Source organism: Kribbella sp. NPDC056951, assembly GCF_042674205.1.
GTDB classification, from domain to species: Bacteria; Actinomycetota; Actinomycetes; order Propionibacteriales; family Kribbellaceae; genus Kribbella; species Kribbella yunnanensis.
Genome location: NZ_JBHUQZ010000007.1, coordinates 234,263 through 248,895, shown reverse-complemented (window position 1 = coordinate 248,895; position 14,633 = coordinate 234,263). Strand labels below are relative to the sequence as shown.

The following is a 14,633-nucleotide window of genomic DNA, read 5'->3' as shown; positions in this document are numbered from 1 at the left end:
ACCGGGAGCGCTTCCAGTTTGCCTGGTCGCACTCCCGGTTGTCACTAGCTTTCGCTCATCGAATCAGGTTCGCCACCGACTTACCCGTTGGCAGCGGGTCGAACGGCTTGCGGTCCTGCTGGCAGGTGCTGCCGTCGGCCGGCGCCTGGAGCGTGGTCAGGTACTTCGTCAGCAACTGGTCCGCGCAAACGCTCCCACCGAGGCTGGTCGAGTGCCCCCAGCCCTCGATCGTGACCATCCGCGCGTCCGGCCACAGGTCGGCGTACGGGCGAGTGGCCTGGTACGGCGTGGCCGGGTCGTGCCGCGTGCCGAACACCAGCACCGGCTCCTGCACCTTGTTCTTCCACGGCCCGAGGAACGCGTCGTTGTCCTTCAGACCAAGGAACTCGCACTGCACGCCGACCCACGAGCGGAACCGGCCGAAGTGCGGAGCCCGCGCGTCGGCAGCGTCGGCGTACGCGGGGTAGGACAACGGGCGACCGGTCTGCTTCGCTTCGATGCACGGCTGCAGAGCGGTGCCGATCGAGCTGTAGTCCTCCTTGCGGCGGTTCCACTCGATCAGTGACTGGGTAGCCTTCGGCGCAGCCGCCTTGGCGCGCGTCGGCATGGCCAGTTTCGCCAGCTCAGCCAGCGTCTCGGCCAGCCCCGGGTACGCGTAGGACGAGTAGAACTGGGTGAACATGTAAGACACCGCGGCCGGGTAGTCGATGGTCACCGTCGTCCCGTCCGGCACCGGTACCTCCACCGGCGTGGTCTTCAGCTTCGCCAGGAGGCCCTCGGAAACCGTTCTCGGGTCACCGAGCTTGTTCAACGCGCAGGCCGCCCCGGCCTTCTTGCACTCCAGCAGGAACTGGTTGTAGCTGTCGGATGCACCCTCACCCTGCCGGATCCGCGCACCGAGCGGCTGACGTTCGCCGTTCGAGCCGGAGTACCACTCCGGGAGCAGAGTGCCGTCCAGAGCCAGCGCACGGACGTTGTTCGGGAACAGCTTGGCGTAGGTCGCGCCCAGGTACGTGCCGTACGAATAGCCGACGTACGTCAGCTTCTGGTCGCCGACCGCCTGCCGGAGCAGGTCCATGTCCCGGGCAACGTTCGCGGTCGAGTAGTGCTTCAGGCGGTCGGGCGACGTGGTCCGGCAGTTGATCGCCAGCTTCGCGGCGTCCGCGATGAACTGCCGCTCCTCCTTGGCGGTCACCGGGAACGCCGGCAACGTGGCCAGCGCGGCCTGCTCCTCGGCCTCGGTCGGGTAGCAGGTGGCCGGGTCGGACTTGCCGACACCGCGCGGATCGAACCCGAGGATGTCGAACTGCGCGCGCAGCTGCGGCGAGTAGAGGGTCTGGGCGATCTGGTGGATGAAGTCGACGCCGGGCCCACCCGGACCGCCCGGGTTGGTGAACAGGGTGCCGATCTTCTTCGCCGGGTCGCTGGCGGGCAACCGGGTGAGCGCGATCGTGGTGGTCGGCCCGTTCGGCCGGTCGTAGTCGGTCGGTACCTCGACCGACGCGCACTGGAACGGCTTCAGCTCCGGCGCGGGACCGCAGCTACCCCAGTTGATCTTCGGTACGACGGTCCGCGCTTGAGCGACCGCGGTCATCGGCACGACCAGGGCGAGTGCGGTGGCGGCGATGGTCAGACTTCGAACGATTCTTCGTTGCCTCATGGCACCGACAGTAGAAAGCACCACTCTCGGTTGGCGTCCACCACGAGAAGGAGGCCGGGCACCCGCCGTACGGCGGACCCGGCCTCCCTCTGCGGAGTGTTGTGCTTACGCCGTCTTGTCCCGACGCTCGCGCTTGCGCTCGATCTGGTCGCGCGGGATCAGCGTGGGGTTCACGTTCTCCAGCACGACCTCGCCGGTCACGACGACCTTCGCGACATCCTCACGGCTGGGCACCTCGTACATCACGTTGAGGAGCACCTCCTCCATGATGGCGCGCAGACCGCGGGCACCGGTGCCGCGCAGCAGCGCCTGGTCCGCGATCGCCTCGACCGCGTCGTCGCTGAACTCGAGCTCGACATTGTCGATCTCGAACAGCCGCCGGTACTGCTTGACCAGCGCGTTCTTCGGCTCGGACAGGATCTTGATCAGCGCGTCGCGGTCCAGCGGCGAGACCGTGGTGATCACCGGGAGACGGCCGATGAACTCGGGGATCAGCCCGAACTTCAGCAGATCCTCCGGCATCACATCGGCGTACCCGCCGACCTCCTTCGGCTTCTCCGGCTCGCGGGAGGCGTTGAAACCGAGCGTCTTCTTGCCGACCCGCTGCTCCACCATGTGGTCCAGACCGGCGAACGCGCCACCGACGATGAACAGCACGTTGGTGGTGTCGATCTGGATGAACTCCTGGTGCGGGTGCTTGCGACCGCCCTGCGGCGGCACCGAGGCCGTCGTACCCTCGAGGATCTTCAGCAACGCCTGCTGGACACCCTCGCCGGAGACATCGCGGGTGATCGACGGGTTCTCGCTCTTGCGGGCGATCTTGTCGACCTCGTCGATGTAGATGATCCCGGTCTCGGCCTTCTTGACGTCGTAGTCGGCCGCCTGGATCAGCTTCAGCAGGATGTTCTCGACGTCCTCACCGACATACCCGGCCTCGGTCAGCGCCGTCGCGTCCGCGATCGCGAACGGGACGTTCAGCATCCGGGCCAGGGTCTGCGCGAGGTAGGTCTTACCGCACCCGGTCGGGCCGATCAGCAGAATGTTCGACTTGGCCAGCTCGACGGCCTCGTCCTTCGCGTGCCGGCCGGCGCTCGAGGAGCCCTGACCGTCGCGGACCCGCTTGTAGTGGTTGTACACCGCCACCGCGAGCGCCTTCTTCGCCACGTCCTGTCCGACGACGTAGGCATTGAGGAAGTCGTAGATCTCCCGCGGCTTGGGCAGCTCGGTGAGTCCGACCTCGGAGCCCTCGTTCAGCTCCTCCTCGATGATCTCGTTGCAGAGATCGATGCACTCGTCGCAGATGTAGACGCCGGGACCGGCGATGAGCTTCTTGACCTGCTTCTGGCTCTTTCCGCAGAACGAGCATTTGAGCAGGTCGCCGCCGTCACCTATGCGTGCCACCGGGACAGATCCCTTCTCTGAGCAGTCGATCAGGTACCCCACCAAACCTTTTTCGACGGTACCCCGTCAGGAGCCGAAACACCGCGCTCTGTGCCGGGTTGTGTCTACGCCGGTGGCGAACGCGGCGGGGCCTTGACAGCAGCCGCCGAGCCAGGGGTGGAGCGGTGGGCCCCAGGCAGGAGCCCACCGTCTCAGCTGTCAGACTCCGGCCGGAACCGGCTTCAGGGTCTGCAGCACGTCGTCGATCAGGCCGTACTCGATCGCCTGCTCGGCGGTCAGGAACTTGTCCCGCTCGATGTCGCGGGAGACCTCTTCGTGCGACTTGCCGCTGGCGTCGGCGATCATCTTCTCCAGCAGCGCGCGCAGCCGGAGGATCTCGTTCGCCTGGATCTCGATGTCGCTGGACTGCCCGTAGGTGCCCTCGGTGGCCGGCTGGTGGATGATGATCCGGCTGTTCGGCAGCGCCAGCCGCTTACCCGGCGTACCGGCGGCGAGCAGCACGGCGGCGGCCGAGGCGGCCTGGCCCAGGCACACGGTCTGGACGTCCGGCTTGATGTAGCGCACGGTGTCGTAGATCGCGGTCAGCGCGGTGAACGAACCACCCGGCGAGTTGATGTAGATGCTGATGTCGCGGTCGGAGTCCATCGACTGCAGGCAGAGCAGCTGCGCCATCACGGCGTTCGCGATCTCGTCCGTGATCGGCGTACCGAGGAAGATGATCCGGTCCTCGAACAGCTTGGTGTAGGGGTCGATGCGGCGCATGCCGTACGACGTGCGCTCCTCCCACTGCGGGATGAAGTAGTTCATGTGTGTGCGTCCTCTGTCGGGTGGGAGATCAGGAGTTCGGGCTGCCGGAGCTGAGCTGAGCGGCGCTGTTGACCACGTGGTCGATGAAGCCGTACTCCTTGGCCTTGTCGGCCGTGAACCAGCGGTCGCGGTCCGCGTCGCTCTCGACCTGCTCGAGCGGCTGGCCGGTGTGCTCGGAGATCAGCTTGAACAGCAGCGCCTTCAGGTGCAGCGACTGCTCGGCCTGGATCTTGATGTCGGACGCCGTGCCACCCATACCACCGGAGGGCTGGTGCATCATGATCCGGGCGTGCGGCAGTGCGTAGCGCTTGTTCTTCGCGCCGGCGCAGAGCAGGAACTGGCCCATCGAGGCCGCCAGGCCCATCCCGACCGTGGCCACGTCGTTGGAGATCCACTGCATGGTGTCGTAGATCGCCATACCGGAGTCCACCGAGCCACCCGGCGAGTTGATGTACAGCCAGATGTCCTTGTTGGGGTCCTCGGCGTTGAGGAGCAACATCTGCGCGCAGATCGCGTTCGCGTTGTCGTCGCGAACCTCGGACCCCAGGAAGATGATCCGGTTCTGCAGCAGGCGCTGGTAGATGTGGTCGTCGTGTCCGCCGGATCCATTGCCGCCCGCGGCGGTGGGGCTGGCTGCAAATGTCTCGTTCACGAAGCCGACATTACTGGGCGGCGGCGACAGACCTAAGGCTGGGCCGCAGGTGTTCGCTCACGGCGCACCGAACCGGCCCGGATCGAGGGTCACCAGGAGCAGAGCGCGGCCGAGTCGAAGTCCCTCTCAACGGGTCGCTCACCGGAGACGTCAGCCTCCGGCAGATCACTGTCGTCGAAATCTTCCACCGTGCAGGGCATACCGCGACGGTAATCGCCGCCGCTTTCAGCACACTGTCAAACGCGAAACGGCCCGGAACCCCGTTTGGGGTTCGGGCCGTTCGACGTACAGATCAGGCCTGTGCAGGCTCTTCCACCGGGGCCTCGGCGGCCTCGGGGTCGGCATAGGTGCCGTCCGGCTGCAGGGTCTTCAGCTCGACCACGTTGCCGGAAGCGTCCTTGACCTTCGCGTGCTCCACCAAGTGCGCCAGCGCCTTGCCGCGGACGACCTCGGAGACCAGGCTCGGGACCAGGTTGTTCTCGACCGCGTGCTGGGCGAACTGGTCCGGGCTGACGCCGGAACGCTGCGCGTGCCGGACGATGTGCTCGGTGAGCTCCTGGTCGTTGACGCTCAGCTCCTGCTGCTCGGCCACCAGGTCGAGCACGAACTGCGCCTTGATCGCGTCCTCGGAACGCTTCTTCAGGTCCTCGTCGAACTCGTCCTGGGTCTGCTCCTCGCCCTCCAGGAACTGCTCGAACGACATCCCGGAGTACCCGAGCTGCTGCTCCAGGTTCTCCTTGCGGGCGGCCAGCTCGTCGGTCAGCAGACCCTCCGGCACCGGCACGTCGACCAGGGTCAGGATCTTCTCGAGCACCGCGTCGCGGGCCTCGCCGGCCTGCTCGAGCCGCTTGCCGCGCTCCAGCCGGGCCTGTACGTCGGCCTTCAGCTCGTCGGCGGTGTCGAACTCCGACGCGGTCTGCGCGAACTCGTCGTCGAAGGCCGGGAGCTCCTGCTCCTTGACCGCGGTCACGGTGACCTCGACATCGACGTCGTCACCCTTGAGCGAACCGCCCACCAGTTGCGTGACGAAGGTCTTGCTCTCGCCCGCGCTCAGCCCGGTGACCGCCTCGTCGAGCCCGTCCAGCAGTTGACCGCTGCCGACCTGGTACGACAGTCCGGTGGCCTGCGCCTCCTCGACCTTCTCACCGTCCTTGCTGGCCGACAGGTCGATGGTGATGTAGTCCTTGTCCGCCACCGCCCGCTCGACCGGGTTCAGCGAGCCGAACCGCTGCCGCAGCGCCTCGATCTGCTCCTCGACCTCGGAGTCGGCGATCGCGATGTCCTCGACCTCGGCCTCCAGACCCTCCAGGTCCGGCAGCGTGATCTCCGGGCGCACCTCGACCTCGGCGGAGAACTGCAGGCTCTCCTTGTCGTTGAACTCGGTGACGTCCACCTCAGGCCGGCCGATCGCCTTCACCTGGTTGTCCTGGACCGCCTGCGAGTACAGCTTCGGCAGCGCGTCGTTGATGGCCTCTTCGAGAACCGGCCCGCGGCCGACCCGCTGGTCGATCACCTGCGGCGGGATCTTCCCCTTGCGGAACCCAGGAACCTGGATCTGCGAGGCGATGCTCTGGTACGCCGCGTCGAGGCTCGGCTTGAGCTCCTCGAACGGCACCTCGACGATGAGCTTGACCTTCGTCGGGCTCAAGGACTCGACGGTGCTCTTCACGGTGGCGGTTCTCCTTGATCTGATGACATAACCGGCGCGGCGGACAGCCCGCACCACAGCGGTGCTGCAGGGGGTGTGTCGGGGCGACAGGACTCGAACCTGCGGTCTCCTGCTCCCAAAGCAGGCGCGCTAGCCACTACGCTACGCCCCGCAGTGACCGCACGAGTCTAGTCGACCCGAAGGGGTGCTCGCGCCACCACCCCACCCCGGAACCGGTTTGAGCCCCGGCCAGGTCATGTGGAATCATGTCCGCCGTACCCATTCCGGTGGGCACACGCGGGTGTAGCTCAATGGTAGAGCCCCAGTCTTCCAAACTGACTACGCGAGTTCGATTCTCGTCACCCGCTCGATCGAGGGCGAGGTGTGCCGGCGGAAAGCGCCGGCCGCCTCGCTCTCGCCATTTGTGCGCCGTCGCTCCGCTCGGCGCGAGCGGGGGCTTCGCCACCCGCACCCCCAACCTCGCTGCGCTCGGCTCCTGGGGCTGGGGCCGCCTCCAAGCTGCTGGCTGTGGCTGGGGTTCGCTTCCAAGCTTGGGGCGGTGGCTGGGGTTGCTTTGTGCTCGGCGGTGAATGTGCGGGTGGACGGGTTAGTCGGGTGGGCCTAGTTGTTGGGTTAGGTGGTTGGGCCAGTCTTGGACTCGACCAGGCGCTCGATCTCGGCGGCGCTGCCGGGGGCTGGGAAGTCGCGGGCGATTCGTCGCGCCAAGCGGCTGCTGATGGTTACCGGATCAAGGTCGCACAGAGCCTGCGGGGCCGGGGAGCCGGTCGGGGTGTTGGTGGAAGATCGCGTGACAGGGGTACGGGGCGGAGTCACCGACGAGACAAAGCGGGTGCTTGCCTTCGACACCTTGTCGGCGGCGCGCGCTCCCGCGTTCCGGGCGTTCTTCACTCCACGTGGCCCGGTCTTTCGCGTCGAATAGGGTCTCCAGGTGGACACCGAACTCGAGCGGTCCTACCCCTCGCCCATCCGGGACGGACTGTTCGTGGACCGGGACGGCGTGAGTTGGCGTCTTCGTGGGGGCGAGGTGCGGTGGACGCGGATGCGGCGGTTGATTCAGGACGCGGAAGTGGACGTGCTGCACGTCTATCTGGATGACATTCGCGCGGTCACGCCTGGTGAACGCAGTGCGCTGGTGATGCGGATCGGGCCGTACGTCGAGGACGCGCGGAATCGGCCTGAGGACCACACCGACTTCCGACTGGCCGAGTTCAAGAACGAAACTCGCTCTCTGGTCGTCGTCGAGGAGAGCTGTTAGTGGACACCAAACCCGGGCGGATTGTCATCCTCAACGGGCCGCCGCGGGCTGGGAAGTCGAGTATCGCGACGGTCATTCAGAACACCTTTGACGGGGTGTGGATGAACCTTGGCGTCGACCACTTTCAGGCGATGACGCCGGCTTCCTTTCGGCCTGGTGTCGGGCTTCGGCCGGGTGGGGAGCGGCCTGATCTCGAGGCGCTGGTTGTGACGCTGTACGCCGCCATGTATGACTCGATCGCCGCTCATAGCCGGCTCGGTCTGAACGTGGTGGTTGATGCTGTGCACCACGATTTCTACTCGAGGCCGCTGGGGATTCTCGCGGACTGTGCTCGTCGGCTGGAGGGGTTGCCGGTGCTGATGGTGGGTGTGCATTGCCCGGTGGATGTCGTGCTGGAACGGCGTCGGGCGACGTGGGGTGGGGTCGGGTACAACCAGGGCGGCAGTGTCGCCGACCCGGTTGGGTTGTGGCATGAGGCGGTGCATACGCCGGGCTTGTACGACGTTGAGGTCGACACGTCGGTGCTCAGGGCGGACGAGTGTGCGGAGGTTATTCGGCGGCGGCTGGTGAGCGGTTAGGGTCTGCGGGTGGCTCAGATCGGGGACGGTACGACGCGGCTTGTGGTGGTGCGGGGGAATTCGGGGTCGGGGAAGAGCAGTACGGCGCAGGAGATTCGGCGGCGGCTGGGGTACGGCGTGGCTTGGGTGGAGCAGGATTATTTCCGGCGGACTCTGTTGCGGGAGCACGACAAGTTCGGGCAGCCGAATGTCGGGTTGATCGACCTGACGGTGCGGTATGCGCTCGACCACGGGTATCACGTCGTACTGGAAGGCATTCTGAACAACCCGACGTACGGCGACACTCTTCGGCGGCTGATCGACGACCACGCCGGGGTGACTGGGGCGTACTACTTCCAACTGCCGTTCGAGGAGACGATCCGGCGACACTCGACGCGAGAGCTGTCGAAGGTGGTCACAGCCGAGCAGATGCGCGACTGGTACCGGACAGTCGACCTACTGGGTGTTCCGGGCGAGCAGGTGATCGGTGTCGACAGCACGCTGGAGCAGACGGTCGACCGGATCCTCACCGACCTCGACTGGACCTCTGGCGGGGCGATCAACGAGCCGATTGCGCACTAGCCGCGGTCGATCAGTTGGCGGAGGGCTGTGGCGTGACCGGCGTGGTGGGCGGTTTCTGTGGCCATGGTGAAGAGGAGAACGCCCAGTGTGGTCTCGTGATTCTCCCAGTGCGCGACGTGGCCGGGACTGTCCAGATCGAGGGACAGGATGACCTGGTCGGATTGGGCGGACAGCTCTCGGTAGACGGTGGTGATGTAGTCGGTGGACTCGTCCGGTTCCGCCCACATGTCGTGCTCTTCGTAGGGGTCGTAGCGGAACCAGGTCGGTCGTAGCAAGGGTGTGTGACCCAGAGACTCGCCCAGGTACCCATGCTCTTCGCCAGCCAGATGCTTGACCAGCCCAAGCAGATTGGTCCCGCTAGACACCAGCGGACGCCGACGGTCGTACTCCGAGATCCCATCAACCGCAGCCAACACCTGCGCACGACTACGCCGCAGCCTCTCCAACAACTCAAGTTTCATCGGTACTCCTCGGCGATGCGTAAGACCTGGTCGGTCACGGCGACCACCGGCTGGCCAGCATCGACCAAGGTGGCGCCGAAGCGGGCGTTGTCGGCGTCGATGGTCGCGTGCCAGCCCAAGATGCGCTGGAGCTCCTCATCGGTGGAGCCGAAGCCATTGGGCCGCTGGGCGATCCTCCTCCGCACGGTATCGGCGTCCACCGACAGACTGATCACGTGAGCGAACAGCTCCCAGATCTCCCCCTCGTTGCCCACAGCCCCGCAGACGAACCCGACCGCGTCCCCCACCTCGGCCGCCAGTCGACGGACCGTCGCGGGCGACAGCGTGTAGGTGTCGTCCACCCACTCCGCCAGCCCGTCCGCATCCACGTCGTACGCGGGGTGACCTCGTCGTACCAGCTCCGCGCACACCGTCGTCTTCCCGGCTCCGGACACACCGGCCACGTAGAACAAAGGCATGCGCGCAGTCTCCCGTACGACGTCAGTCCGCGCTGAGGGTTTTGATGCTGCGCAGAGGTGATAGCGCGGCGATCAGTACGCCGATGAGCATGCCGGCGCTGGAGAGCAGGAGTGTCGGGCGGAGTCCGAGGGCGGTGGCGAGCAGACCGGCCAGTGCGGCGCCGAGGGCTTGGCCGCCGATGACCAGGGTGCGCCAGGTGGCGGTGGCTTGGCCCAGGTGGTGCGGTGGGATGCGGGACTGCCGGAGTGTGCGTTGCGGGACGCCGAAGAGTGCCATACCTAGTCCGGAGACCATCTGGCCCAGGTAGATGACGGGGGCCAGACCGGTTGCCATGGCGGCACCGGACACGACAGACAGCAGTTGCCCAGACAGATACGCGCGACCGATCCCGACGCGGTTGCACCACGCGGTGGCTAGCAGTGTGCCGACTATGGCCGAGGCCCCGGAGGCGGTGAGGGCAATACCGATGTACGCCGGGGACCAGTGCAGCTCGCGGACCAGGTACAGCACCACTAGCGGCCCCTGCATGGCGCCGAAGAGCGAGGCGACAGTCGCCGACAGCGTCAGCGGACCGAGCACGCGGTCGGCGAACAGCACCCGCAGGCCAGTCGACAGCCGCACCGGCGTCCGCTCCCGCAGACCAATGCGCGAAGGTTCCCGAATCAGGTACGACGTCACCGCCGACACCACGAACGACAGCGCATCGACCACTATCGCGAACGGCGCACTGACCGCCTGCACCAGAAACCCGGCCGCCGACGGCCCGGTGGTCGACGCCACGTTGGTCGTGAGCAGGGACGCGCTGTTCGCCCGCATCAAGTCCGCACGCGACACCAGCGCCGGCAGCAACGTCTGAGCCGCGGTATCCGCGAGCAGAGCGAGCACCCCCGCCAGTACGGCGACGCCGTACAGCTGGCCCATGTGCAGCACGCCCGCGGCAGCGGCTGCCGGAATCGACCCGAGCAGTACGGCGCGCCCGACGTCCGCCGTGATCAGGAGCCGTCGCAGCGACACCCTGTCGACCACTAGCCCGGCAGGCAGTCCGAACACGAGATGCGGCAAGACAGTCAGCGCAGACAGCAGTCCCATCTGGAGTGGCGACGCCTGCAACGTCAGCACGGCCACCAACGGCAGGGCGACCGTGGTGATCGAGCTACCCGCTGTGGAGACCGCCTGCCCGACCCACAGCTTCCGGACTTCACCTCGCACCAGCCACACCATGTGCGGCAACCTATCGCGGTTCGTAATGACTGTGACGCCGGTCACCGCTCGGCCCCAAGCCGGCCTATTGCAACAAGCTGTAATTCATCCACGGGGAATGGAAATGGCACGACAAGCGCTTACCTACTGAGCGATACTGGAAAGTGCGCCGTCTTCCGGTCGCGAACCCCCTGCCTAGTTGATGATGGGAAGTGCGCCCGTCCAGATGCCCTCAGAGCACCCTGTCCAAGCTCCCTCGATCCCTGCTCCCTCACCAGCAGCCCCCTCAATCGCTGCACCTTCCCCCCGGTCCCCCGAACGCAGCCGCAACCTCTGGCGACTCCGGCCCTATCTGCGGCCGCACCGCTGGCGGCTGGTGTTGATGTTCTCCACGGCCATGCTGGGCGTCGGGGTCAGCCTCTCCGTTCCCCTGGTCACCCGATCCATCATCGACGGCCCGGTCACCCGCCGTGAGCTGGATCTGCTCGTCCCCCTCGCGTTCCTGGCGCTCGGGCTGAGCATCGCCGAGGTCCTGCTGGTCTGGATCCGCCGGATGGCCCAGTCCCGGACCGTCTCCGACCTGGAGGCATCGCTCCGGCACGACCTGTACGTCCGTCTGCAGTCCCTGCCGATGGAGTTCCACACCCGCTGGCAGAGCGGTCAGCTGCTGTCCCGGGTCACCACAGACTTGTCCACCATCCGCCGGTTCATGGGCTTCGGCCTGCTGTTCCTGGTGATGAATATCCTGCAGCTGGCCGTCGTCACGATCCTGCTGCTGCGGCTGTACTGGCCACTCGGCATCGTCGTGCTCGCGGCCGCCGTACCGATCGTCCTGCTGTCGCTGCGCTTCGAGAAGAAGTACCTGCGGATCTCCCGCCAGGTCCAGGACCAGCAGGGTGACCTGGCCACCCGCATCGAGGAGTCGGCACTCGGCTTCCGGGTAGTGAAGGCGTTCGGCCGCCGGCAGCACGTGCAGCGGCAGTTCGACGACGAGGCGATCACCCTCTACAACACCGAGGTCGACAAGGTCCGGCTCGCATCCAAGTTCTGGAGCTTCCTCGGCGTCATCCCGAACCTGACGCTGGTGATCGTGCTGCTGCTCGGCGCGCTCGCAGTCGGCCGGGAGGCGATCACCCTCGGCACCCTGGTCGCGTTCATCACCCTGATGCTGTCGCTGGTCTGGCCGGTCACTTCGCTCGGCGGGATCCTCGCGATGGCGCAGGAGGCGATGACCGCGGCAGACCGGATCAGCGAGATCCTCGACACCCACTCGGTGATCACGTCCGGTCCGCTCGAGCTGACGAACTCCCGCGGTCACCTCCGCTTCGAGCACGTCGGTTTCCAGTTCTCCGACGACTCCGCGGAGATCCTGCACGACATCAACCTCGACCTCACCCCCGGTACGACGCTCGCCCTCGTCGGGGCAACGGGGTCGGGCAAGACCACGCTGACCGCGCTGGTCCCGCGCCTGTACGACGTGACCGCCGGCCGGATCACCATCGACGGGCACGACATCCGGGAGCTCACGCTGAACTCGCTGCGGACGGCGGTCGCCTCGGCGTTCGACGACCCGACGCTGTTCTCGATGAGTGTCCGGGAGAACCTCACCCTCGGTCGTCCCGACGCGACGGACGCCGAGATCCAGGAGGCGCTGCAGGTCGCCCAGGCCGAGTTCGCCAACGACCTCCCGTGGGGTCTGGATACTCGGGTCGGCGAGCAGGGCATGTCGCTGTCGGGTGGCCAGCGGCAGCGACTCGCGCTAGCACGTGCAGTGCTCGCCAAACCCGCCGTACTGGTGCTGGACGACACCCTGTCCGCGCTGGACGTTCACACCGAGGCACTGGTCGAGGAGGCACTCCGCCGGGTGCTGGCCGACACCACCGGCATCGTGGTGGCGCACCGCGCATCCACGGTGATGCTGGCCGACCAGGTGGCGCTGTTGCAGGGCGGCACGATCACCCACGTCGGTACCCATCAGGAGTTGCTCGCGACAGTACCGGCGTACCGGCATCTGCTCGCAGCGGAAGAAGAGGAGGTGCACGCATGACGACGACCCAGCAGCAGACACCTCCTCAGGAGGAGGAACCGGACAAGCCGGAACAGTCCTGGCGCGGGGTGTACGAGGACGAGGGCAGCAAGGAGTTGTCGAAGGCAACGACTGTGCGGCTGAAGGAGGACTCGCGCAAACTGCTCGGGGAGCTGCTCCGGCCGTACAAGAAGCTGATCTGGATCCTGGTCGCGATCGTCGTGATCGAGAACGCGGCCCGGCTCGCGGTGCCCTACCTGGTCCACCTCGGCATCGACAACGGCATCCCGCCGATCCTCGCCGGCGACGGACCGAGAGCACTGATCACAGTTGTGATCGCTGTCCTCTTCAGCGCACTGCTGCAGGCGTTCACCCGGCAGATCTTCCTGATGCGGTCCGGCCGGCTCGGGCAGACGATCCTGCTCGGTCTGCGCCGGCGCGTGTTCGACCACTTCCAGCGGTTGAGCCCGGCGTTCCACGACCAGTACACGTCCGGCCGGGTGATCTCCCGCCTGACCTCCGACGTCAGCGTCATCGACGAACTGCTCGCCAACGGGTTCGACGGTCTGGTGACCGCGGTACTGACGCTGTTCGGCACGATGATCCTGTTGCTGGTGCTCGATCTGAAGCTCGGTCTGATCGCGCTGCTGTCGTTCCCGGTCCTGCTGTTGCTGACAGCGTGGTTCCGGAAGCGGTCGGCGGTCGTCTACCGGCGGACGCGCGAGGCCGTCGTACTCGTCATCGTGCACTTCGTCGAGTCGATGACCGGCATCCGCGCGGTCCAGGCGTTCCGCCGCGAGCCGCGCAACGAGGAGATCTTCGCCGGCGTCAACGACCAGTACCGGGAGGCGAACTACGAGTCGTTCCGGCTGAACGCGGTCTTCATGCCGTCCATCAAGGGCGTCGGCAACGTGACCATCGTGGCGATCCTCGCGTACGGCGGGTACCAGGCGTACCACGGTCATGTCACCGTCGGCGTACTGACCGCGTTCCTGCTCTACCTGCGCCAGTTCTTCGAGCCGCTGCAGGACATCTCGCAGTTCTACAACACGTTCCTGTCCGCGAGTGCGGCGCTGGAGAAGCTGTCCGGCGTACTCAACGAGGAGCCGGACGTGGCTGAGCCCGTCAAGCCCGTGAAGCCCGGAGTGGCCCGCGGTCACCTCGAGCTGCGCGGAGTCCAGTTCCAGTACGTCGACGGCGTACCGGTGCTGCCCGGTCTCGACCTGGATGTGCCGGCGGGGCAGACGCTAGCCCTGGTTGGTACGACGGGCGCCGGGAAGACGACGATCGCCAAGCTGGTCTCACGTTTCTACGACCCGACCGGCGGCCGCGTACTGCTGGACGGCCAGGACCTGCGTGACCTGACCGAGGACGACCTGCGCGAGCGCGTCGTGATGGTGACCCAGGAGAACTTCCTCTTCACCGGCTCGGTCGCCGACAACATCCGCTTCGGCAAGCCCGACGCCACCCTGGACGAGGTAGTCGAAGCAGCCAAGGTCATCGGCGCGCACGACTTCATCACCGCACTCCCCCAGGGCTACGAAACCCAAGTGGAGAAACGAGGCAGCCGCCTGTCCGCCGGCCAGCGCCAACTGGTCGCGTTCGCCCGAGCCTTCCTCGCCGACCCCGCCGTACTGATCCTGGACGAGGCAACCTCCAGCCTGGACATCCCCAGCGAACGCCTCATCCAGCGAGCCCTCCGCACCATCCTCGCGGACCGCACCGCCATCGTCATCGCCCACCGCCTCTCCACGGTGGAAACAGCCGACCGAGTCCTCGTCCTCGAACACGGCCGCATCCTCGAAGACGGCCCCCCAGAAATCCTCATCACCAGCGGCGGCAACTACGCCGGCCTCCACCAAGCCTGGGAAGACTCCCTGGCCTAAGTCCGGTCGGCGCGTGGC

The 14,633-nt window shown here is 66.6% G+C and carries 14 protein-coding genes and 2 tRNA genes; 7 read left to right on the top strand and 9 right to left on the bottom strand.

Going from position 1 to position 14,633, the window contains the following annotated elements:
- Positions 1-55 precede the first annotated feature (55 nt).
- The 6 genes from ACFTSF_RS26940 to ACFTSF_RS26915 form a co-directional block, all read right to left on the bottom strand.
- Positions 56-1,660 (bottom strand): alpha/beta hydrolase, encoded by a 1,605-nt coding sequence (locus tag ACFTSF_RS26940; RefSeq protein ID WP_380156619.1) that lies wholly within the window; start codon positions 1,658-1,660, stop codon positions 56-58.
- A gap of 105 nt (positions 1,661-1,765) precedes the next feature.
- Positions 1,766-3,061, bottom strand: coding sequence for an ATP-dependent Clp protease ATP-binding subunit ClpX (gene clpX, locus ACFTSF_RS26935; protein ID WP_344148963.1), 1,296 nt, complete (start codon positions 3,059-3,061; stop codon positions 1,766-1,768).
- Between the two features lie 198 nt (positions 3,062-3,259).
- Positions 3,260-3,868 carry an ATP-dependent Clp protease proteolytic subunit gene (locus ACFTSF_RS26930; protein ID WP_132410342.1) on the bottom strand — a complete coding sequence of 203 codons (609 nt, stop codon included), beginning with the start codon at positions 3,866-3,868 and terminating at the stop codon, positions 3,260-3,262.
- Positions 3,869-3,896: 28 nt separating this feature from the next.
- Positions 3,897-4,520: an ATP-dependent Clp protease proteolytic subunit gene (locus ACFTSF_RS26925; protein ID WP_344148958.1), complete on the bottom strand. Its 624-nt coding sequence runs from the start codon at positions 4,518-4,520 to the stop codon at positions 3,897-3,899.
- A gap of 292 nt (positions 4,521-4,812) precedes the next feature.
- On the bottom strand, positions 4,813-6,189 hold the full coding sequence (gene tig / locus ACFTSF_RS26920) for a trigger factor (protein WP_344148955.1): 1,377 nt from the start codon (positions 6,187-6,189) through the stop codon (positions 4,813-4,815).
- A gap of 78 nt (positions 6,190-6,267) precedes the next feature.
- Positions 6,268-6,340: transfer RNA gene (locus ACFTSF_RS26915), tRNA-Pro, on the bottom strand.
- Between the two features lie 125 nt (positions 6,341-6,465).
- On the opposite strand from ACFTSF_RS26915, the gene ACFTSF_RS26910 reads away from it, so the two are divergent.
- The 5 genes from ACFTSF_RS26910 to ACFTSF_RS26890 all read left to right on the top strand — a co-directional run bounded on the left by ACFTSF_RS26910 (position 6,466) and on the right by ACFTSF_RS26890 (position 8,583).
- Positions 6,466-6,536: transfer RNA gene (locus ACFTSF_RS26910), tRNA-Gly, on the top strand.
- Between the two features lie 440 nt (positions 6,537-6,976).
- Entirely contained in the window at positions 6,977-7,108 is a 132-nt protein-coding gene (locus ACFTSF_RS26905; protein ID WP_380156616.1) for a hypothetical protein, read from the top strand.
- A 9-nt stretch (positions 7,109-7,117) separates the two neighbouring features.
- Positions 7,118-7,444 carry a hypothetical protein gene (locus tag ACFTSF_RS26900; protein WP_380156614.1) on the top strand — a complete coding sequence of 109 codons (327 nt, stop codon included), beginning with the start codon at positions 7,118-7,120 and terminating at the stop codon, positions 7,442-7,444.
- Positions 7,444-8,022, top strand: coding sequence for a chloramphenicol phosphotransferase CPT family protein (locus ACFTSF_RS26895; RefSeq protein ID WP_380156612.1), 579 nt, complete (start codon positions 7,444-7,446; stop codon positions 8,020-8,022). Before ACFTSF_RS26900 ends, ACFTSF_RS26895 begins: the two co-directional genes overlap by 1 nt.
- 9 nt (positions 8,023-8,031) lie before the next feature.
- A complete protein-coding gene (locus ACFTSF_RS26890) occupies positions 8,032-8,583 on the top strand; it encodes an AAA family ATPase (protein WP_380156611.1) in 552 nt (183 codons plus the stop codon).
- Here the strand turns inward: ACFTSF_RS26890 and ACFTSF_RS26885 are convergent.
- The 3 genes from ACFTSF_RS26885 to ACFTSF_RS26875 are packed head-to-tail and all read right to left on the bottom strand — an operon-like array spanning position 8,580 to position 10,724.
- On the bottom strand, positions 8,580-9,044 hold the full coding sequence (locus tag ACFTSF_RS26885) for a DinB family protein (RefSeq protein ID WP_380156609.1): 465 nt from the start codon (positions 9,042-9,044) through the stop codon (positions 8,580-8,582). The genes ACFTSF_RS26890 and ACFTSF_RS26885 overlap by 4 nt on opposite strands.
- Positions 9,041-9,502: an AAA family ATPase gene (locus tag ACFTSF_RS26880; protein ID WP_380156607.1), complete on the bottom strand. Its 462-nt coding sequence runs from the start codon at positions 9,500-9,502 to the stop codon at positions 9,041-9,043. Before ACFTSF_RS26880 ends, ACFTSF_RS26885 begins: the two co-directional genes overlap by 4 nt.
- Before the next feature lie 22 nt (positions 9,503-9,524).
- A complete protein-coding gene (locus tag ACFTSF_RS26875) occupies positions 9,525-10,724 on the bottom strand; it encodes an MFS transporter (RefSeq protein WP_344148933.1) in 1,200 nt (399 codons plus the stop codon).
- A gap of 361 nt (positions 10,725-11,085) precedes the next feature.
- On the opposite strand from ACFTSF_RS26875, the gene ACFTSF_RS26870 reads away from it, so the two are divergent.
- Both ACFTSF_RS26870 and ACFTSF_RS26865 read left to right on the top strand, forming a co-directional pair.
- Entirely contained in the window at positions 11,086-12,750 is a 1,665-nt protein-coding gene (locus ACFTSF_RS26870; protein ID WP_344148930.1) for an ABC transporter ATP-binding protein, read from the top strand.
- Positions 12,747-14,615, top strand: a complete 1,869-nt coding sequence (locus tag ACFTSF_RS26865; protein WP_380156605.1) for an ABC transporter ATP-binding protein — start codon at positions 12,747-12,749, stop codon at positions 14,613-14,615. The genes ACFTSF_RS26870 and ACFTSF_RS26865 overlap by 4 nt, the downstream gene beginning before the upstream one ends.
- Positions 14,616-14,633: the final 18 nt, after the last annotated feature.